The organism is Actinopolymorpha rutila (genome assembly GCF_013407855.1).
Classification (GTDB): domain Bacteria; phylum Actinomycetota; class Actinomycetes; order Propionibacteriales; family Actinopolymorphaceae; genus Actinopolymorpha; species Actinopolymorpha rutila.
In genome coordinates this window covers 2,497,219-2,516,453 of record NZ_JACBZH010000001.1, presented here as the reverse complement: position 1 = coordinate 2,516,453, position 19,235 = coordinate 2,497,219, and the positions used below count along the sequence as shown (strand labels likewise).

Annotated in this window: 14 protein-coding genes; 6 read left to right on the top strand and 8 right to left on the bottom strand. The window is 72.6% G+C overall.

All coding sequences use genetic code 11. The annotated features are described in order from the left end of the window. The first annotated feature begins 124 nt into the window (after positions 1 to 124). Positions 125 to 1,243 carry an alpha-hydroxy acid oxidase gene (locus F4554_RS11235; RefSeq protein ID WP_179787328.1) on the top strand — a complete coding sequence of 373 codons (1,119 nt, stop codon included), beginning with the start codon at positions 125 to 127 and terminating at the stop codon, positions 1,241 to 1,243. Here F4554_RS11235 and F4554_RS11230 read toward each other — a convergent pair. Both F4554_RS11230 and F4554_RS11225 read right to left on the bottom strand, forming a co-directional pair. Continuing rightward, a complete protein-coding gene (locus F4554_RS11230) occupies positions 1,234 to 3,018 on the bottom strand; it encodes an ABC transporter ATP-binding protein (RefSeq protein ID WP_179787327.1) in 1,785 nt (594 codons plus the stop codon). The two genes, F4554_RS11235 and F4554_RS11230, sit on opposite strands and share 10 nt — an antisense overlap. Beyond that, the gene (locus tag F4554_RS11225; RefSeq protein ID WP_179787326.1) at positions 3,011 to 4,984 is read right to left on the bottom strand and encodes an ABC transporter ATP-binding protein; all 1,974 of its coding nucleotides are present in this window, start codon (positions 4,982 to 4,984) and stop codon (positions 3,011 to 3,013) included. Before F4554_RS11225 ends, F4554_RS11230 begins: the two co-directional genes overlap by 8 nt. A gap of 200 nt (positions 4,985 to 5,184) precedes the next feature. Here F4554_RS11225 and F4554_RS11220 point away from each other — a divergent pair, with 200 nt between their 5' ends. Then, positions 5,185 to 6,834, top strand: coding sequence for a CocE/NonD family hydrolase (locus F4554_RS11220; protein WP_179787325.1), 1,650 nt, complete (start codon positions 5,185 to 5,187; stop codon positions 6,832 to 6,834). Positions 6,835 to 6,850: 16 nt separating this feature from the next. Here the strand turns inward: F4554_RS11220 and F4554_RS11215 are convergent, their stop codons facing one another. The 4 genes from F4554_RS11215 to F4554_RS11200 form a co-directional block, all read right to left on the bottom strand. Continuing rightward, entirely contained in the window at positions 6,851 to 7,465 is a 615-nt protein-coding gene (locus tag F4554_RS11215; RefSeq protein ID WP_337795972.1) for a response regulator, read from the bottom strand. Continuing rightward, on the bottom strand, positions 7,462 to 8,721 hold the full coding sequence (locus F4554_RS11210; RefSeq protein WP_179787324.1) for a sensor histidine kinase: 1,260 nt from the start codon (positions 8,719 to 8,721) through the stop codon (positions 7,462 to 7,464). Before F4554_RS11210 ends, F4554_RS11215 begins: the two co-directional genes overlap by 4 nt. Positions 8,722 to 8,783: 62 nt before the next feature. Next, on the bottom strand, positions 8,784 to 9,515 hold the full coding sequence (locus F4554_RS11205) for an ABC transporter permease (protein WP_179787323.1): 732 nt from the start codon (positions 9,513 to 9,515) through the stop codon (positions 8,784 to 8,786). Further along, complete coding sequence (locus F4554_RS11200) at positions 9,512 to 10,585, bottom strand: ABC transporter ATP-binding protein (RefSeq protein ID WP_337795971.1); 1,074 nt, start codon at positions 10,583 to 10,585, stop codon at positions 9,512 to 9,514. Before F4554_RS11200 ends, F4554_RS11205 begins: the two co-directional genes overlap by 4 nt. 254 nt (positions 10,586 to 10,839) lie before the next feature. Here F4554_RS11200 and F4554_RS11195 point away from each other — a divergent pair, with 254 nt between their 5' ends. Then, on the top strand, positions 10,840 to 11,169 hold the full coding sequence (locus F4554_RS11195) for a DUF3099 domain-containing protein (protein WP_179787322.1): 330 nt from the start codon (positions 10,840 to 10,842) through the stop codon (positions 11,167 to 11,169). Positions 11,170 to 11,450: 281 nt separating this feature from the next. Continuing rightward, positions 11,451 to 11,660, top strand: coding sequence for a hypothetical protein (locus F4554_RS11190; protein ID WP_179787321.1), 210 nt, complete (start codon positions 11,451 to 11,453; stop codon positions 11,658 to 11,660). A gap of 144 nt (positions 11,661 to 11,804) precedes the next feature. On the opposite strand, the gene moaA is transcribed toward F4554_RS11190, so the two are convergent. Continuing rightward, on the bottom strand, positions 11,805 to 12,803 hold the full coding sequence (gene moaA / locus F4554_RS11185; protein WP_179787320.1) for a GTP 3',8-cyclase MoaA: 999 nt from the start codon (positions 12,801 to 12,803) through the stop codon (positions 11,805 to 11,807). A 177-nt stretch (positions 12,804 to 12,980) separates the two neighbouring features. Between moaA and F4554_RS11180 the strand changes: the two genes are divergently transcribed. Continuing rightward, positions 12,981 to 13,919, top strand: coding sequence for an SURF1 family cytochrome oxidase biogenesis protein (locus F4554_RS11180; protein WP_179787319.1), 939 nt, complete (start codon positions 12,981 to 12,983; stop codon positions 13,917 to 13,919). Between the two features lie 22 nt (positions 13,920 to 13,941). Beyond that, positions 13,942 to 15,759, top strand: a complete 1,818-nt coding sequence (locus F4554_RS11175) for a glycoside hydrolase family 15 protein (protein WP_179787318.1) — start codon at positions 13,942 to 13,944, stop codon at positions 15,757 to 15,759. Between the two features lie 429 nt (positions 15,760 to 16,188). Here the strand turns inward: F4554_RS11175 and alaS are convergent, their stop codons facing one another. Beyond that, positions 16,189 to 18,987: an alanine--tRNA ligase gene (gene alaS, locus F4554_RS11170; protein WP_179787317.1), complete on the bottom strand. Its 2,799-nt coding sequence runs from the start codon at positions 18,985 to 18,987 to the stop codon at positions 16,189 to 16,191. Between the last annotated feature and the right edge of the window lie 248 nt (positions 18,988 to 19,235).

Below are 19,235 nucleotides of genomic sequence, written 5' to 3'. Positions count from 1 at the left end.
AGCAGCCCGGGTGTCGATCACCGGGTCAGGCACGGTGGGCGTCGCTATCCGGACAGTGTCGCCATCCGGACAGCACCGGGACTTCGGACGTTCGGGGACGACTCCGGACGGGACAATGGCCCCCATGACCTCCGTGCCGCCCACTTCTCCCGCCGTGACCGCCCCGCCGGTCGAGCCGCGCGACCTCGAGGAGGCGGCCCGCTCGGCGCTGCCCGCGGAGGTGTACGACTACATCGCCACCGGCTCCGGGGTGGAGGAGACGCTGGCCGCCAACCTGGCCGCCTGGCGCGAGCTGGCGCTGGCGCCGCGGGTGCTGCGCGACGTGAGCCGCGTGGACGTGTCGACGACGGTGCTGGGTACGCCGGTCAGCTCACCGGTCCAGGTGGCCCCGACCGGCTACCAGCGGCTGGTGCATCCCGACGGGGAGCTCGGCATGGCCACCGGTGCCGCACACGCGGGCTCCCTGCTGGCCCTGTCCACCCGGGCCACCACGACGTTCGACGAGCTCGCGGGCGCGGCCGGCCCGTGGTGGCTTCAGCTGTACGTGCTCCGCGACCGCGACCTCACCGCGACCGTGGTCGAGCGGGCCGCGGCCGCCGGTGCCCGGGCGCTGGTGCTGACCGTCGACACGCCGTACGTCGCGAAGAAGGCGAGGTCCACGGCGTTCCCGCCCGCCGAGGTCTCGCCCGTGCTCGTCCCGGAGCTGCGCGCCCGGGGGGACGAGGGCGTGTGGCAGGACCCTGGCGTGACGTTCGCCGACCTCGCCTGGTTGGCCGAGGTGTCCGGCCGGCTGCCGCTGGTGGTGAAGGGAGTCGTGCGCGGCGACGACGCCCGCGCCTGTGTCGACGCGGGCGCGGACGCGGTGTGGGTGTCCAACCACGGCGGGCGCCAGCTGGACGGCGCCGTACCCACCGCGCGTGGCCTGGCCGAGGTGCGGGCGGCCCTGCCCGACGATGTGGAGGTGTACGTCGACGGCGGGATCCGCAACGGGCGCGACGTCGTCCGCGCGCTGGCCCTCGGCGCCACCGCGGCGTTCGTCGGGCGGCCCGCCGTGTGGGCGCTGGCCACCGGCGGTGCGGCCGGGGTACGCGACCTGCTGGTGACGATGCGCGCGGACCTGGAGGAGACGCTCGCGCTGTGCGGATGCGCGTCGCTCGCCGACGTCACGCCCGACCTGCTGCGCTCGGCCAATCCCGGGGACTGGGCGGGCGCAGCAGGTGGGAGCCACTCGGCTCAGCGGTAGGCGCGCGACTGCAGGTCGTACAGCTCGGCGTACAACCCGCCGTGTTCCATCAGCTCGGCGTGGCTGCCCTGCTCCAGCACCCGCCCGCGCGACAGCACGACGATCAGGTCGGCCATGCGTACGGTCGAGAACCGGTGCGAGACCAGCAACGTGACGGTGCCCTGGCGTGCTCCGCTGCGGGCGGCGGCGGCGAAGCGTTCGAACATCGCGTGCTCGGTCTGGGGGTCCAGCGCGGCGGTGGGCTCGTCGAACACCACCAGCAGCGGGTCGGTGCGCATCAGCCCGCGCCCGAGCGCCAGCCGCTGCCACTGGCCGCCGGACAGGTCGACGCCGCCGTCCCAGGACTTGCCGAGCTGGGTGTCCAGGCCGTTCGGCAACGCAGTCAGTACGCCGCTCGCGCCGGCCCGCTCCAGCCCGGCCAGCACGGCCGCGTCGTCGTCGACCCGGCGCAGGTCGGCCACCCCGACCGCCTCCCGGGCGGTGAACTCGAACGGCACGTGGTCCTGGAACGCCGCGCTCAGCCGCGACCGCCACTCCTCCACCGTGAAGTCGGCCAGCGGCGTACCGTCCACCAGGATCTGTCCGGCGTCCGGGCGGTAGAAGTCGCACAGCATCTTCACCAACGTGGTCTTCCCGGCGCCGTTCTCGCCGACCAGCGCGACGACCTTGCCGGCCGGCAGCCGCAGCGACAACCGGTCGAGCACCTTCCCGCCGGTATCGGGGTAGCCGAACGACACGTCGCGCACCTCGATGCCCTCGCGCAGCCGGTCCGGCACCGGCGCCGGATGAGCCGGGACGTACGCCTCGGCCTCGGCGTAGTCCTCCAGCCACAGCAGCCGCCGGCCGAGCTTCAGCACGTGCATGAGGCTCGTGCCGTACGCCACGGCGGTGGACACGATCCAGGTCAGCTGCGCTGCCAGGCCGATGGCCAGCACCACGTCGCCGGGCCCGGCCTGCCCGCGCACGGCGAGGACCAGCACGAACGCGATCGCGGCGACGTACGCCGCGGCCACCACCAGAGCGTCCACCGCGCCGAGCACAGCACCACGCCAGGTGGCTCGGTTGCGTTCGGCGACGACCCGCCCGGCGACCTCGTTGTGACGGGCGCGCAGCTCGCCGGTGAGCCCGAAGACCCGCAGCTCCTTGCCGGCCGAGGCGGACGTGCCGACGTCGAACAGGTGCCGGCGCAGGCGTTCGGGCTCGGTGGTCACCTCCTGCGCGGCGACGTCGAGGTCGCGGGCCCGCCGGCCGATCACGATGGACACCACGGAGACCAGCGGCAGCGCGAGCAGCGCCGGGTGCACCCGGCCGAGGAGCACCCCGGTGGCCGCCAGGGACACCAGCGACCGCCCCATCCCGGCGGTGGCGTTCACCATCGTGCCGAGGGACCGGCTCTCCTCGCGGATCCGCTGCACCTGGTCGAGGTACTCCGGCCGCTCGTGGTGCGCCAGGCCGTCCACCCCGCCGAGCAGCACCATCAGCCGCCGCTCCGCGTACGCCTGGGCCCGCTCGATCACGCCGAACACGCAGTCGCAGTAGTAGAAGACGTTGACCAGGCTGACCGCGACGACGCCGGCGAGCAGGCCCGCGGCCCACAGGCCCAGCCCCAGGTCGCGGCCGAGCGCGGCGTCCACCACGAGTTTCGCGCCGTACGCCAGCACCACCGGCACCAGCGCCATGACCACGCCGGTGACCAGCTGGAACGTCGCTCGCCAGGGTGCCGCCCGGAACCCGATCGCCATCGTCATCCGGTAGGCGCGCAGTGCCTCACGCATGGGTCTCCATCCCTTCTCCGGTGGCGGCGGTGCCCTGTCCGTCGCCCGGCAGCGCGGCCGGCGCGGCCTGATGGTCGAGGAACCGCGAAGCCTGCAGGGTGAACATCTCGGCGTACCGGCCGTCGAGGTCCATCAGCTCCTCGTGGCTGCCGTCCTCGACCACGCCGCCGTCGGCGAGGACGACGATCCGGTCGGCCCGGCGCACGGTGGAGAAGCGGTGCGAGATCAGGCAGGTCGTCAGGCCCTCGGTGAGCTCCAGGAACCGCTCGTACAGCTCCGCCTCCGCCCGAACGTCCAGCGCGGCGGTGGGTTCGTCCAGGATCAGCAGCCGGGCGCCGGCCTCCACCGCGAACATCGCCCGGGCGAGCGCGATCCGCTGCCACTGGCCGCCGGACAGGTCGACGCCGCCGGTGTACTCCCGCGACAGCACGGTGTCGAAGCCGTGCGGCAGCGACTCCACCAGGTCGAGTACGCCTGCCTTCTGCGCGGCCAGCCGCAGCCGGTCCTCGTCGTGGGCGTACGCCGGCGCGCCGAGCCCGATGTTGTCGCGTACGGGCAGGTGGTAGCGCGCGAAGTCCTGGAAGAGCACGGCCACCTGGTCCCGCCACGCCGCGGGGTCCAGTTCGGCGAGGTCGCGACCGTCCACCAGCAGCCGCCCATCGGTCGGTGCGTACAGGCCGCACAGGAGCTTGACCAGCGAGGTCTTGCCGGCGCCGTTCTCCCCCACGATCGCCAGCGACCGGCCGGCCTGGATGGTGAGGTCGAGCCCGCGCAGGGCGGTGCGCTCGCTGCGTGGGTACTGGAACGTCACGCCGTCGAACCGGACGTCGGTACGCGGCAGGTCCGGTGCGGCCGCCGGCTTCGACGGCTCTGTGACGGACACGGGTGCTGCGGACACCGCGCCGGAGTAGCCGCCCGAGCCGCCCAGCCGGCCGTCCAGCGCGAGCACCTTCGGCACCGTCACCGCCGCGTAGGACAGGTAGACGTTGCGGTCGTCGAAGGCGGTGTAGGAGTTCACCCCGGCCAGCGCCTGGGTGTAGATCGCCACCGCCGCGACGGACAGGTCACCTCGGGTCGCGGCCCAGGCCAGCAGGCCGTACGACACGGCGTTGACCGCCAGCACCGCCCCGCTGGCACCGAACAGCACGTTCCCCCGCGGGCTGCGTACCTTCCACACCGGCGCCATCGCTGTGTACCACGCGCGTTCGAACGCGGCGACCAGCCAGCCGAGCATCCCCCACACCCGTACCTCCTTGCCGGCGGCGGGTCCGAGCGCGACGTCGCGGAGGTACTCCGCGCGGCGCAGGGCGTCACTGCGGCCGTAGCCGACCTCGCCGACGCGGAGGTACTCCTGCTGCATCGCGAACACCACGATCGGCCAGACGACCAGCCACAGCAGGCCGACCCACCAGGAGAAGATCAACAGCACCACGGCCGAGCCCAGCGCCTGCAGCCAGGACGGCAGGACGTACCCGAGTCCCTCGACCGCGAGGCCGGGGCGTTGCGCGTCGGCGCCGAGCCCCTTGACCAGGCGCACGTGCGCGAGGACGTCGGGGTCCTCCAGGTGGGCGATCCCACCCGGCCGGCCGACCGCGGCGAGCACCCGGTCCTGCAGGTAGCGGTCGGTCTCCCGGCCGAGCGTCATCGACACCGCGCCCAGCATCGGGGAGACGAAGCGCTGCGCCACGACCACTGCGCCGACGGCGACGAGCAGGTCGAGGGTCCGGTGGCCGGCGGCGGATTCGAGCCCGCCCCGGACCGCGTCCGGGATGGAGCCCACGAGCAGGCCGGTCAGGGCGATGGCCGCGACCGGGAGGGCGGCGGCCAGCAGGACCCCGGCTCCGAGCAGGGCGGACTGCCGGCGACTCACCGACGGCAACAGGCGCAACAGGATCGGAATGCCCCGGATCGACTCGAAACCGGGCCAACGGCGCGGAAGCGCACGAACTCGTTCGGCCAACGTCATGACGGCATCATGGCGTCACTAAGACGTCATGTCAACGTCGTTCCGGCGTCAAGCGGCGCCAGTTCGATGTCACCCGGCCAGTTGGCCACCCCGGAGGCCGGCGCGAGGCGGGCGCGAGGCGAGCGGCCAGGGCCGGACAGTCAGGCGGCGCAGGCGGCCGAGCCACCGCCCATCCGGCGCCGCGAAAGTAGGCTCGCCACGTGATCTCGGCCTCCCGCGTCCTCACCCTCGACACCACCGTCACCGCCGCCGACGGGACCGCGCTGGCGACCGACGTCACGGTCGCCGACGACGGGCAGCAGCACCCGGTGGTGCTGGTCCGCACCCCCTACGGCCGGGCGTCCGCCCGGGCCGCGCACGACGCGGTCGGCCTGGCCCGGCTCGGTTTCGCGGTCGTCACCCAGGACGTACGCGGGCGCTGGGACTCCGCCGGCCAGTTCACGCCGTTCCGGTCCGAACGCGACGACGGCGCGCGCACCGTCGCCTGGTGCGCCACCCAGCCGTGGTCGGCCGGCGCGGTCGCGATGATCGGCGCCTCCTACAACGGCTTCACCCAGTGGCTCGCCCTGGCCGAGCGGCCCGCCGGCCTGCGGGTGGTCGCTCCGGCGGTCGCCGGGCCCTCGATCCGGTCAGTGGCGTACGAGGGAGGCGCGCTCCAGCTCGGCGTCTTCTCCTCCTGGACGCTGGGTCTCGGCGCGCTCGGCAGCAACCTCGAGGACGGTGTACGCCAGGAGTCGATCGAGGCGCTGGACACCTGGCCGGCCTCGATCCCCCTGGCCGAGAAGACCCTGACCGCGATCAGTCCGGACTGGCAGCGCTGGCTGGGCTCCGGCGGCACCGCCGACCGCTCGGGCGGGGCGGCCGGGGATCGATCTGGCGCGGCCGGGGACGGCCCGTGGTCCGAGCTCGACGCCACCCCCGCCCTCGACGGGGCCGGCACCGACGTCGCCGGTTACCACCTCGCCGGATGGCACGACCTGTTCTGCGAGAACACCATCGCCGGCTACTCGCTGCTGGCCGGCGGCGACAGGCGGGCCGCCCACCGCCAGCGGCTGGTCGTCGGCCCGTGGTCGCACGGGTCGATGCTGCGGCGGACGACCGGGCAGCTCGACTTCGGCGTCGCCGCCATGGGCGACTTCAACGGGCTGTACGAGGAGCAGGCCGGCTTCCTGAGCGCGGGCCTGGCCGGTGGTGAGGTGCCGCACGGCGTACGGGTCCACGTCATGGGCACCAACCGGTGGCTCGACCTCGAGGCCTGGCCGCCCCCTGCGCACGAGACGGCGTTCTACCTCGCCGCCGACGGCCGGCTGGACCGGCCCACACCACAGGAGTCCGGCACCGACCGCTACCGCCACGACCCGGCCGACCCGGTGCCCACCAACGGCGGGCGCACCCTGCATCCCGTACTCCCCGAGGCCGGTCCGCGCGACCAGCGCGACGTGGAGCGCCGCCCCGACGTCCTCGTCTACACCGGCGACGTGCTCAGCCAGGACCTGACGGTGCTCGGCACGGTCCGTGCCCACGTGGTGTTCGAGTCGACGGCAGCGGTCGCCGACGTGGCGGTGAAGCTCGTGGACGTGCACCCGGACGGCACCGCGATGTCGGTGGTCGACTCGGTTCGCCGGGTGGCGACGCCGGCCGGGGGAACCTCCGGAGACGGTACGGAGGTGGAGGTGACGGTCGGGTCGACCGCCATGACGTTCCGGGCCGGGCACCGGATCCGGGTGGAGATCGCGTCGTCGAACTATCCGAGGTTCGACCTGTGCCCGGCGGGCGACCAGACCGTCCACCGCGGCGGCCGGGCGGCGTCGCGGATCGTCCTTCCCACGTACGCCGGAACGCTTTCCTAGGAGGCCGTCGGCCCCTTCACAGCCAGCCGTTGGAGTCGGCGATCCGGACCGCCTCGGCGCGCGTACGAGCACCTGTCTTCCCGATGGCGCTGGACAGGTGGTTGCGTACCGTCCCCTCCGACAGCACCAGCGCCCGGGCGATGTCGGCCACCGTCCCGCCGCCGCGGGTCTCCAGGAGCACGTCGCGTTCCCGCGCGGTCAGCGGGCTCTCCCCCGCGGTGAGCGACTCCACCGCCAGCGTCGGATCCACCACCCGCAGCCCCTGGTGCACCCGCCGGATGCTGTCGGCGAGCTGGGACGCGGGAGTGTCCTTGACCACGAACCCGCTCGCGCCCGCGGCGAGCGCCCGGCGAAGGTAGCCGGGCCGGCCGAACGTCGTGACCACGAGCACCCGGCAGTCCGGCAGCGCCGTCCGCAGGTCGCGGGTGGCGGTGATGCCGTCGGCGCCGGGCATCTCCACGTCCAGCAAGGCCACGTCTGGTCTGGTCTCCCGCGCGCGGTCCACGACCTCGTCGCCGCGGCTCACCTCGGCGACCACCTCCAGGTCGGCCTCCAGCGACAGCAGGGCGGCGAGCGCGCCGCGTACCAGGTGCTGGTCGTCGGCGAGCAGGATCCGGATCTGCTCGCTCACGCGGGTACCTTCGCCCGCAACGCGAACCCGCCACCGGGCAACGGGCCGGCGGTCAGGTCGCCACCGGCGGCGCGGACGCGTTCGGCCAGGCCGACCAGCCCGTGGGAGGAGGCGGGTTCGTCGAAGCCGTCGGAGAGGTTGAACGGCGGCGGATCCAGCGGCGTGGGGCCGGCCTTCGCGTGGGCGTTCCCGCCCCTGCCGTTCCCATCCCTGCCGGTCGAACTCCTGCCGGAACGCCGCCCGATCCCGTCGTCGACGACCTCCACACTCGTGGGCGTCAGCCGTACGGTGCAGGTCGCCGCCCCGCTGTGCCGTACGACATTGGTCACGCCCTCGCGCACCACCCACCCGAACACCTCACGCGGCGGGCCGGTCACCTCGTCGGCGGAGTTCGGGAGCACGGCGGTGATCCCGGCGGACTCCAGTGCGTGGCGGGCCTGGCTCAGCTCGGCCGCCAGGCTGGTGGCCCGGTATCCCGCGACCGTTGCCCGCACGTCGGCCAGCGCCTCCCGTGCCAGGCGTTCCACGTCGGCGATCTCGACGGCGGCGCGTTCGGGCACCTGCTCCACCAGCCGGCCTGCCAACTCCGCCTTGACAGTGATGACGGTGAGGCTGTGCCCGAGGATGTCGTGCAGGTCGCGGGAGAAGCGCAGCCGCTCGTCCGCGACGGCCAGCCGGGCGATCTCGCCCTGGGCCTCGCGCAACTCCCAGTTGCGCCGCAGCAGGCTGACGAACGCCGACGAGGCAAGCGCACCCAGCAGCACCGACATCGTGCCCTCCGGGGTGATGTTCCACCCCGGCACGGCCAGCGGCAGCGCGATCGTCAGCCCGACACATCCCCCGGTACACAATGCCGACGTGCGCGCCGGGAGCGCGGCGGCTCCACCCGCGGCGAGGTAGACCAGGCAGAACATGCCGTCCTCGCCGGCCAGCAGGCAGAACGCGCCGCAGAGCACCGCGAGGGTCACCAGCCACACCATCGCGTGCCGGCTGTCGGAGTCCCGGCGCACCATCCGGAAGATCGCGACATAGGTGGCACAGAACGCCGCGGTGACCACGACGACGAGAAACTGCCACTCCCAGGCGGGACTCCGCCCCAGCGCCGTCGACACCGGCGAGGCGAGGAAGACCAGCCACAGGGCGGCGCCGAAGATGCCCCGCCACCGCCCCAGGCGGCTCCGCTGCACGACCGCGGGCCCCCGGGAGCCGTCCGGGGCCGCGTCCTCGCCGTGCACGGCGTTCGGAGTCACGCTCATCGACCTTAGTTTCCGATAGGTGTTCGACAGCGGCTCGGCCGGTGTCGGATCCGGTCCGTTCGTCACGCCCGGGCGGTGTCGACGCGGTACCGCCGCACCACGATCAGTGTGAGCACCACGGTCCAGGCCAGCAACACGGGCACCGCCTTCCACTCGAACCCGGCCAGGCCGAGCGGGCTGCGGCCGATGATCCCGAGCCAGTACGACGGAAGCAGCTGCGCGAGGTTGGCCATCAGCTTCGGCATCGCCTCGACCGGGATGAAGATGCCGCCGAACAGCGACAGGACCATGAAGGTCGCCGGATAGATGGCCTGGGCGCTGTCGGGCGAGGCGACGTACCCGATGAGGATCCCGAGCACCGCGAACGGGATCAGTGCCAGCCACAGCCCGACGGCCGACACCGCCCACTCCCCCGCGCCGAGCCGGACATGCGCGACGAGGGCACCCGCGCCGTAGACGAACACGACGGCGGGCACGCCCACCATCATGGCCACCGCGGCCTTGGCCAGAAGGTACGAGAGCGGCTTCAGCGGCGTCAGCCGCAGCTGGCGGTTCCAGCCGCTCTGCCGTTCCAGTGCGATCCGCGAGCCGGCCGACATCGCGGCGCTCATCGAGCCGAACGCCGCCATCGAGACCATGAGGTACGCCTGGACGCTCACGCCGTTGATGTGCCCCTTGCCGTACATCTGGACGTAGATCAGGAACAGCACCACCGGCATCGCCAGGGTGAAGATGAGGAACCGCTTGTTCCGGTAGGCGCGGCGCGCCTCCAGCATGAGGTAACGCGTGGTCATGGCCGGCTCTCCTGGTCGGTACGGCTGTGGGCTGCGTCGTCATGGGCTGCGCCGGTGCGCGCTTCGTCGCTCTGATCGTCGGCCGCGGAAGTGAGGGCCACCACGGCGTCCTCGAGGTCGACGCTGCGGACCTCCAGGTCACTGGCCTGCTCGTACGCCGACAACAGCGCGCGCAGCGCGGCGTCCGCGTCGGTGCAGTCCAGCGTCACCCGGTCACCGTGCACCGCGACGTCGGAGACGCCGGGCAGGGCACGCAGCCGGGCCGGGTCCGCGCCCGGGATGCGGGCGCCGATGCGCCGGCCGCTCACCTGGTTCTTGATGGCGTCGGCGGTCCCGTCGGCGATGATCCGGCCGGACCGCATCAGCACCACCCGGTCGGCGTAGTCGTCGGCCTCGTCGAGGTAGTGCGTGGCGAACAGCACGGTCCGGCCGGCCGCGGTGAGGTTGCGCATCGCCGCCCAGAAGGCGCGCCGCGACTCCACGTCCATCCCGACGGTGGGTTCGTCCAGGACGAGCAGGTCGGGATCGGGTACGACCGCCAGGGCGAACCGCACCCGCTGGGCCTGGCCGCCGGACAGCTTGCCGGTGGGCCGGTCGGCGAGTTCGCTGATGCCTGCCCGCTCCAGCGCCTCCTCCACCGGCAGCGGCGCGCGGTGCAGAGCGGCGAACATCGCGACCAACTCGCCGACGGTCGCGTCCGGAAGCAGCGACCCGGCCTGCAGCATCGCGCCCACGTGGCCCTGCGCCACGGCCTGCTGGGGTTCGGCGCCGAAGACCGCGACCGAGCCCTGGTCGGGCCGGGCCAGCCCGAGCAGCATGTCGACGGTGGTGGACTTGCCGGCGCCGTTGGGGCCGAGCAGCGCCACCACCTCACCGGGTGCGATGTCGAGGTCCACACCGCGCACGGCGTGGACCTCTCCGTAGCTCTTCACCAGTCCGGACAGGTGGACCGCCATGCCGGTCGTGGCCGGGGGCGAACTCGAGGATGCCGTACGCCGGCGTGACGTACGGGAGAAATTCGTACGGGAGGAGGTACGGGACCGTGCCGTACGGGATGGTGTCGTCTGCACGGAGTCCACGGTGCCGGTCGGGCGGCGCCCGGGCCTGCGCCGGAGATCCTGGTCCGGGCATGACATCCGTCACGTCCCCGCCCGTGTCACATTTGCGCTCGCGGGGCGGTCTTGAGGGGGTAGGTGCACAGCGGCGGGGCCCGCCGAGTTGTCCACCGACGAGCGATGGATGACCATCGAGGCCATCGGAATGCCGCTTGCCGGTGGGACCTGTCGGTGGGCACGCGTACCGTGGATCAGGTGCGGGAGGTGGAATGAGCCAGAAGTCGGATCAGGACGTATTCCGGATCTCGGGAGCTCCGCGCAGTCTGAAGGCTGACGTCCGGTCCCGGGAGGTGCGATATCTGATCTCCATGGGGGTGCGAACGCTCTGCTTCGTGGGCGCGTTCGTCACTCACGGCATCATCCGATGGCTGCTCATTGTGGCCGCGTTCATCCTCCCGTATGTCGCCGTCGTGATCGCAAACGCCGGTCGGGAGCGCACCAAGACCCCGCCACCTGCCTACCTGCCTGATCATCGGCTGCAGCTTCCGGCACCTCCGGAGCACCCTGTCCCGCCGCAAAATAACGCGAGGACCGGCTAGACCTACCTGGGGCCTTCGTGCCAGACTCGTTCTGCGCGCTCCGCTTCCCCCGTCGGAGTGCGACGTGATGCGATGCCGGGCGGCTTCCCCCGTGGCTGCCCGGCATCGCTTCTTGTCATCTACGGACCGTTAATTATGACTCAGCGTGAGCCAATCTGCCGAATGTGGCCACTATCAGCTACTCCGCGCAGTCGGGTCGCTCGGGGCCTTCACCGGTCCTCCCGGGCCAGGAATGCCGACCCGGCTGCTCGGCAGCGGCGGTCGCGCGATGAGGTGAGGTCGTGACCGAGCCCGACGTCGAGCCCGAGCCGATCTGTTCGGCCAGGGGGTGCACCGCACCCGCCGAGTGGGCGTTGCGGTGGAACAATCCGCGCATTCACACCGAGGAACGTCGCAAGACCTGGCTCGCGTGCGACCTTCACCGCGCCCAGTTGTCCGACTTCCTGTCCGCCCGCGGCTTCCTGCGCGAGGTGGAACCCTTCTCCGAATGACCGCGACAACGCCGCCAGCGCGGATGCCGGGGCAGCGCCGGCACGGTGTTCCCGCGCCGCCCTGGCCAGGCGGAGGAGGAACGCGTAGCGGGGTTCTACGCGAGACGACGACAACGCCGCCAGGGTGGATGCGGGGGCAGCGTGCTACCCGCCGATGGCGGACATGGGGCGGGAAGGTTGCAGGAAGCTCGGGTCGTCGATGCCGTGTCCGGGCAGCTTGCCGGCCATCGCGGCCTGCCAGCGCCGGGCGAGTTCGGCGTCGTCGGCACCTGCGCGCAGAGCGGTGCGCAGGTCGGACTCCGACCGGGCGAACAGGCAGTTGCGGACCTGTCCGTCGGCGGTGAGCCGCACCCGGTCGCAGTCGCCGCAGAAGGGCCTGGTCACCGACGCGATCACTCCGACCCGGCCCGGGCCGCCGTCGACCAGGAACGACTCGGCGGGCGCGCTGCCCCGCCGGCTCGGATCGTCGGGCACCAGGCTGAACCGCGCCTCCAGCCGCTCGATGATCTCGTCGGCGGTGACCATGGTCTTCCGGTCCCAGCCGTGCTGGGCGTCCAGCGGCATCTGCTCGATGAACCGCAGCTCGTACCCACGCTCCAGGCACCAGGCCAGCAGGTCGGGCGCCTCGTGATCGTTGGTGCCGCGCATCAGCACGGAGTTGACCTTCACCGGGGTCAGCCCGGCCTCGGCCGCGGCGGCCAGCCCGGCGACCACGTCGTTCCACCTGTCGCGGCGGGTCAGCCGGGCGAAGGTGTCCGGGCTCAGGGTGTCGAGGGAGACGTTGATCCGGTCCAGCCCGGCCTCGCGCAGGGGTGCCGCCAGCCGGGTGAGCCCGATCCCGTTGCTGGTCAGCGAGATCTCCGGGCGGGGCGAGAGTCGTGCCGTACGGGAAACGATGTCGACCAGGCCGCGCCGGACCAGTGGCTCGCCGCCGGTGAAGCGGACCTCGCGCACGCCGAGCCGGCACACCGCGACCTCGACCAGCCGGGCAACCTCGTCGTTGGTGAGCAGCTCCGGCCCGGGCAGCCAGGCGAGGCCCTCGGCCGGCATGCAGTAGGTGCAGCGCAGGTTGCAGCGATCGGTCAGGGAGACTCGCAGGTCGGTTGCCACCCGGCCGAAGGAGTCCAGTAGTTGCGCGACCATTCGCCCAGCCTAGGACACACCTCCGACAATCGCTCCCGTCCCGAAGCCCTACCCGCAGCCGCACCCGCAGCCGCACCCGCAGCCGCACCCGAAGCCTCACCCGCAGCCCCACCAGAAGTCGGCCGCCGCCACCCCGATGGGAGGGCCGCCGGGCTGGTTCGGTTAGCGTCGTTCATCGTGTACCGCTTCCTGTTGCGGCCACGCTGGCTCGCCATGATGGTCGCGGTCGTGATCGCTGCCACCGTGTGCGTCGAACTCGCCGGCTGGCAGCTGCACCGCCTGGAGGCGCGCCGCGCACAGAACGCCCTGATCACCAGCAACTCCGGGGTGTCCGCTCGCCCCGTCGGCGACGTGCTCACGCCGGGCCGGTCGGTGGGCCCGGGCAGGGAGTACGCGCAGGTGAAGGCCCGCGGCACCTACGACGCCGGGCACCAGATCCTGGTCCGGTACCGCCCCCTGGAGGGCGAGCCCGGCTTCAACGTCCTCACCCCGCTGCGGCTTGCCGGGTCGAGGAACGCCGTCCTGGTCAACCGGGGCTGGATCCCCAGCCTTCGGTCCACCAGTGCACCGAAGGCGCCCACCCCACCCAGCGGCGAGGTCACGGTGATCGCGCGGGTCCGGGCCAGCGAGGCACCGGACCGGCAGGAGAAGGTGATCGACGGGCAGGTCCGGTTCATCCAGGTCCCGGCGATCTCGGCGGTCGTGCCGTACCCCCTGCTCGGCGACTACGTCGAACTCGCCCGCCAGATCCCCGCCCAGCGCTCCGACCTCCCCCACATGCTGCCGCCGCCGGAACTGTCGGAGGGGCCGCACCTGGCGTACGCGTTCCAGTGGTACATGTTCGCGCTGATCGCGGTCGGCGGCGCGATCTTCCTGGCGTACGACGAGGCACACGACGGCCGGCTGCGCGAACGCCTCCGGAACATGCGGGTCGAACCCAACGAACCCCGCCAACCCCGGCAATCCCCCGGACGCACGCCGCCCGGGGGTACACCCCCGGCGCGAAGCCCCGGGCCGCCCGACCGCCCCGGCCAGCCCGGTCCGACGGGCACTCGCGGGCGCTCGGGTAGCAGCGCGACACTGGAGGACGAGGACAGCGCGCGGCGTTCCACCTGACGGCTCTTGAGGAGCGTGGGGCATGGCGGCACCCATCGAGGACTACGCCATCGTCGGCGACATGCAGGCCGCCGCCCTGGTCAGCAGGTCCGGCTCCATCGACTGGCTGTGCTTCCCCCGCTTCGACTCCGGCGCGTGCTTCGCCGCCCTGCTCGGTGACAAGGACAACGGCCACTGGACGATCAGGCCCCGCGGCGGCTCGAGGCGCGCGGCGCGGCGGCGCTACCGCGGCGACACGCTGATCCTGGAGACCGAGTGGGAGGTCCCCGAGGGCGCGGTCCGGGTGATCGACTTCATGCCGCCCCGGCACCAGGCGCCCGACATCGTTCGGATCGTGGAAGGCATCTCCGGGCGGGTGCCGATGCGCAGCTGCCTGCGGCTGCGGTTCGACTACGGCGCCGTCATCCCGTGGGTCCGCAAGATCGACCAGCAGATCGCCGCGGTCGCCGGTCCGGACGCGGTCTGGCTGCGCTCCGACGTTCACACGTACGGCCGGGACTTCGCGACGTACGCCGACTTCGACGTGTGTGCGAACGACCGGGTGCGGTTCGTGCTCACCTGGCATCCGTCCCACCTGCCGCCGCCCACCCCGGTCGACGCCGACGAGGAACTCGCCCACACCGAGGCGCTGTGGAAGGAGTGGTCGGGGCAGTCCACCTACGACGGCCCGTGGCGGGAGGCGGTGCAGCGTTCGCTGCTGACGTTGAAGGCGCTGACGTACGAGCCGACCGGCGGCATCGTCGCCGCGGCCACCACCTCGCTGCCCGAGGACATCGGCGGCAGCCGCAACTGGGACTACCGCTACTGCTGGCTGCGCGACGCCACCATGACGCTGTCCGCGCTGATCCGCAGCGGGTACGACGACGAGGCGGCCGCGTGGCGCCAGTGGCTGCTGCGCGCGGTCGCCGGATCTCCGGCCGACCTGCAGATCATGTACGGCGTGGCCGGTGAACGCCGGCTGCTGGAGTACGACCTGCCGTGGCTTTCCGGCTACGAGAACTCCCGCCCGGTCAGGGTCGGCAACAAGGCGGTCGACCAACTCCAGCTGGACGTCTACGGCGAGGTGATCGACGCCCTCGCGCTGGCCCGGCAGGCCGGACTCGACCCGCACGAGGAGTCGTGGTCGCTGCAGGCGGTGCTGATCTCCCACCTCAGCGAGCACTGGCACGACCGCGACGAGGGGATCTGGGAGGTACGCGGCCCGCGCCGGCCGTTCACCCACTCCAAGGTGATGGCCTGGGTGGCGATGGACCGCGCGGTGAAGGCGGTCGAGGAGTACGGGCTGCGCGGCCCAGTCGGGAAGTGGCGGGCCGTCCGGGACGAGATCCACCGCGAGGTGTGCGCGAAGGGATACGACGCCGACCGCAACACCTTCACCCAGTCGTTCGGGTCCCGCGACGTCGACGCCGCGCTGCTGCTGATCCCGCAGGTCGGCTTCCTGCCGCCGGACGACCCGCGCGTCGTGGGCACCATCGAGGCCGTACAGCGCGAACTCACCCGCGACGGGCTGGTGATGCGCTACCCCGGCAACGAGGGAGTTGGGCCGGGCAGCGACGGGATGCCGGGCACCGAGGGCACCTTCTTCGCCTGCACGTTCTGGCTTGCCGACGACCTGGCCATGATCGGGCGTACGCGAGAGGCGCGTGACCTCTTCGGCCGCCTGCTGGACCTGCGCAACGACGTCGGCCTGCTCTCGGAGGAGTACGACCCGCGCCACCGCCGGATGGTGGGCAACTTCCCGCAGGCGTACAGCCACATCGCGCTGATCAACTCGGCCCTGCACCTGGACGGCAGCACCCCGGTGCGCGGCGACCCGAACCACACCGGTCCGCCGGGCTGAGGTCCGGGTCGGGGCTCCCGCGGAAACCCGAACCTAGGGACGCCGGACCCTTCGACCGCCGGGGCCGGGGACGGTGCCCGGCCAGCGCGGGGAAGCGTGAAGACCTGCGGTGGTCATGGGCCCCGGAGGTCTTCACACTTCGCCGAGGCCGGCCAGGTCGAGGCGGAAGTGTGAAGCATCACGGAGGTGCTGGCCACCCGCGGCTTCCACACTTCGGCCGGGACGGTCCCGCGCGCCGGGAACCGGTCAGTACGGCGTCCAGCATTCTTCCGCGGAAGAATGAATGCCCGCTCCCCCGAACAGGTGCGCCCACCTCGACCGCGATCTCCTCCCGATTCCTGGGATCGCGACGAGGTGGGAAGACTTGTCGGGCCGGTGACACCCGTAGGTCTTCCCACCTCGTCCGAACCGCAGAGGACCCGGCAGCGGTCAGCCGCCGTTGGTCCCGTCGAGGTGCTCGGTCAGCCGGTCGACCGCCAGCGCGAGCGCGGTGTCCAGCCGGTCGACGGCGCGGCCACCCGCGTGCGCGAACGAACCGTCGCCGCCAGCGCCGCCGCCGATCGCCCGGCCGGCCGGTGTCAACAGCTCCTTGGCAGTGCCGCGACCCGCGGACGACGGGTCGACCGTCAGCACCAGCTGGGCCTTGCCGTCGAGCGCGCGGGCGAGGACGACGCCGCCGGGCCGGTCCCGCGGGCCGCGTTCCAGTACCGCCTGGGCCAGTTCGCGTAGGTCCAGGTCACCCAGGTTCGGGTCACCCAGGTTCACGCCTCCGCCGGATCCATCACCGGACTCGTCCAGCCGGCTCGCCACCAACCAGCCGCCGGACGCGGTGTCGCGGCGCCGGCTCAGCAGCCGGTCCGCACCCACCAGCAGGTCCGCCCGCCGGCGTCGGCCGAGTTCGCGTTCGGCGTCGGCCAGGTCGGTGAGCCTCCGCCGGAGCTGGTCGAGCATCCGGTCCGCCGACCGTCCCGGCCCACCGGACCCCGAGCGACCGGACCCCGACCGGCCGGACCCGCCGAGCAGGTCCTGGATCTGTTCCAGCAGCCGGTGTTCGTGGTCTGCGTACCGCAGCGCGTCCACGCCGGTCAGCGCCTCCAGCCTGCGCACCCCGGCACCGACCGAGGACTCACCCACGATCCGCACGGGGCCGGCCGCGCTCGCGTGCCCGACGTGGGTGCCGCCGCACAGCTCGCGGGAGAAGTCGCCGATGTCGACGACCCGGACCACGTCGCCGTAGGTCTCGCCGAACAACGCGATCGCGCCCGCGGCCCGCGCCTCGTCCTGGCCGGTCTCCCACACGTGGACCTCCGGATCGGCCAGCAGGCGCTGGTTGACCTCGTCCTCGACGGCCTGCACCTGGTCGGGGTCCAGCGGCGCGAAGTGCGACACGTCGAACCGCAGCCGTCCCGGCGCCACCAGCGAACCCTGCTGGCGCGCGTGGTCGCCGAGGTACTCGCGAAGAACCGCGTGCAGGACGTGCGTCGCGCTGTGCGAACGCGCGGTCGCCTGCCGCCGCTGCAGATCGACGGTCGTCCGCGCCGGCTCACCCGGCCGGAGTTCACCGTGGACCACCTCGACCTCGTGAATGTGCAGGCCACCAGGTCCGCGCCGGGTGTCCAGCACCCGCAGCCGCGCCTCGTCACTCGACCCCGACGACCCACCCGACACGAGGATCGTCCCGGTGTCACCCACCTGGCCACCGGACTCCGCGTACATCGGCGTGCGGTCCAGCACGAGCGTGCACCGCTCCCCCTCGGTCGCCACCGCGAGCTCGCGGCCCTCGCGTACCAGCGCCAGCACTGTGCCGTCCGCCTGGTGATGGTCGTAGCCGACGAAGCGGGTCGGCCCGTGCCGCTCGGCGAGCGCGCGATAGGGGACGTCGACGTCGCCCGGCGCCGAGGCACGCGCCTGCCGCGCGCGCTCACGCTGGTCCTCCATCAACGCCGCGAACCGGTCGGTGTCGACCGTGAGGCCCGCCTCCGCCGCCACCTCGACGGTGAGGTCGACCGGAAACCCGTACGTGTCGTGCAGTTCGAACGCCGTACGCCCGGACAGCGCGGGCCGCCCGGATGACTCAGGGGAACCCGAGGACCCGGACTCCGCCCGCGCCCGCCGGATCGCTGTGTCCAGCAGCCGGGTGCCGTGCGTCAACGTCCGGCCGAACGCCTCCTCCTCGTACGCGAGCGCCTGCCGGACCAGCGCACGGTGCCCGGACAGCTCCGGCCAGGACTCCACGTGCGTGTCGACCACCTGGTCCGCGAGGTCGGCGAGCAGGGGCGAGTCGACCCCGAGCAGGCGCACGTGCCGGACCGCCCGGCGCACCAGCCGGCGCAGGACGTAACCGCGTCCGTCGGGGCCGGGCAGTACGCCGTCGGCGAGCAGGAACGCCGCCGCCCGCACGTGGTCGACGACGATCCGCGCGGACAGCTCCGGCGACCGGGTGCGCGACCCCGACGCCCGGCCGAGCACGCTCGACAGCACCGGCAGCAGCGCGTCGGTGCGGTGGATGTGGGGTACGTCCTGCAGCACCACCGCCGCCCGCTCGACTCCCAGCCCCGACTCCACGCACGCCTGCGGCAGGTCACCGACGATCGGGAAGTCGTCGTCGGTGCCGCCCTCGCCGCGCACGTGCCGCATGAAGACGAGGTTCCAGACCTCGAAGAACCGGTCGGGGCCCGCTGCCGGGCCGCCGTCCCGGCCGAACTCCGGGCCGCGGTCGTAGAAGATCTCCGTGCACGGCCCGCACGGCCCGGGCCCGCCGGTGGACCAGTAGTTGTCGGCCATGCCGAGCCGCTGGATGCGTTCGGACGGGATGCCGAGCCGCTGCCAGCGGGCCGGTGTCTCGTTGTCGTCGCGGTAGACGGTCGCCCACAGCCGGCCGGGGTCCAGGCCGAGCCGCTCGGTGAGGAACTCGTACGCCCACGGCACCACCTCGTCCGGACCGTAGGAGCCGAAGGAGAAGTTGCCGAGCATCTCGAAGAAGGTCGTGTGCCGGTCGGTATGCCCGATTCCGTCGATGTCGACGGTCCGCACACACTTCTGCGCCGAGGTGAGCCGGGACCCGGGCGGCGTGGAGGTGCCGAGGAAGTACGGCTTGAACTGCACCATGCCGGCGGTGGTGAACAGCATGGAGGGGTCGTCGGTGACGAGGGAGGAGGACGGCACGACCTGATGGTCGCGGTCGGTGAAGAAGTTCAGGAAAGTACGGCGGATGTCGACGGTGCGCACGAGAAGTCCTCGGTTCTTGGGAGATCGGCGGAGCGAACGGGAATCGCGTTCACGCCGAGCCGGACCGAGGGCCGGTCGAGGAGTCAGCGAAGACGGACCTCGGCGCCCAGCTCGGCGCACGTAGCTCGCTGTCCGACCCGCATCGTCGACCCTTCTCGCTCACGTCGTTGCTCGTGTCGGTGCCCTTGTGGGGCTCCTGCCGCCCGGTCGGTGCGTGCACCGATCCCGCGGACGGCTCTCGTCCGTGC

What these genes read in the sequence shown, in the direction of transcription:
- F4554_RS11225 (WP_179787326.1), bottom strand. Translation starts at nt 4,984, where the DNA reads ATGACGTTGGCCGAACGAGTTCGTGCGCTTCCGCGCCGTTGGCCCGGT.
- F4554_RS11205 (WP_179787323.1), bottom strand. Translation starts at nt 9,515, where the DNA reads ATGACCACGCGTTACCTCATGCTGGAGGCGCGCCGCGCCTACCGGAAC.
- F4554_RS11210 (WP_179787324.1), bottom strand. Translation starts at nt 8,721, where the DNA reads ATGAGCGTGACTCCGAACGCCGTGCACGGCGAGGACGCGGCCCCGGAC.
- moaA (WP_179787320.1), bottom strand. Translation starts at nt 12,803, where the DNA reads ATGGTCGCGCAACTACTGGACTCCTTCGGCCGGGTGGCAACCGACCTG.
- F4554_RS11235 (WP_179787328.1), top strand. Translation starts at nt 125, where the DNA reads ATGACCTCCGTGCCGCCCACTTCTCCCGCCGTGACCGCCCCGCCGGTC.
- F4554_RS11175 (WP_179787318.1), top strand. Translation starts at nt 13,942, where the DNA reads ATGGCGGCACCCATCGAGGACTACGCCATCGTCGGCGACATGCAGGCC.
- F4554_RS11195 (WP_179787322.1), top strand. Translation starts at nt 10,840, where the DNA reads ATGAGCCAGAAGTCGGATCAGGACGTATTCCGGATCTCGGGAGCTCCG.
- F4554_RS11230 (WP_179787327.1), bottom strand. Translation starts at nt 3,018, where the DNA reads ATGCGTGAGGCACTGCGCGCCTACCGGATGACGATGGCGATCGGGTTC.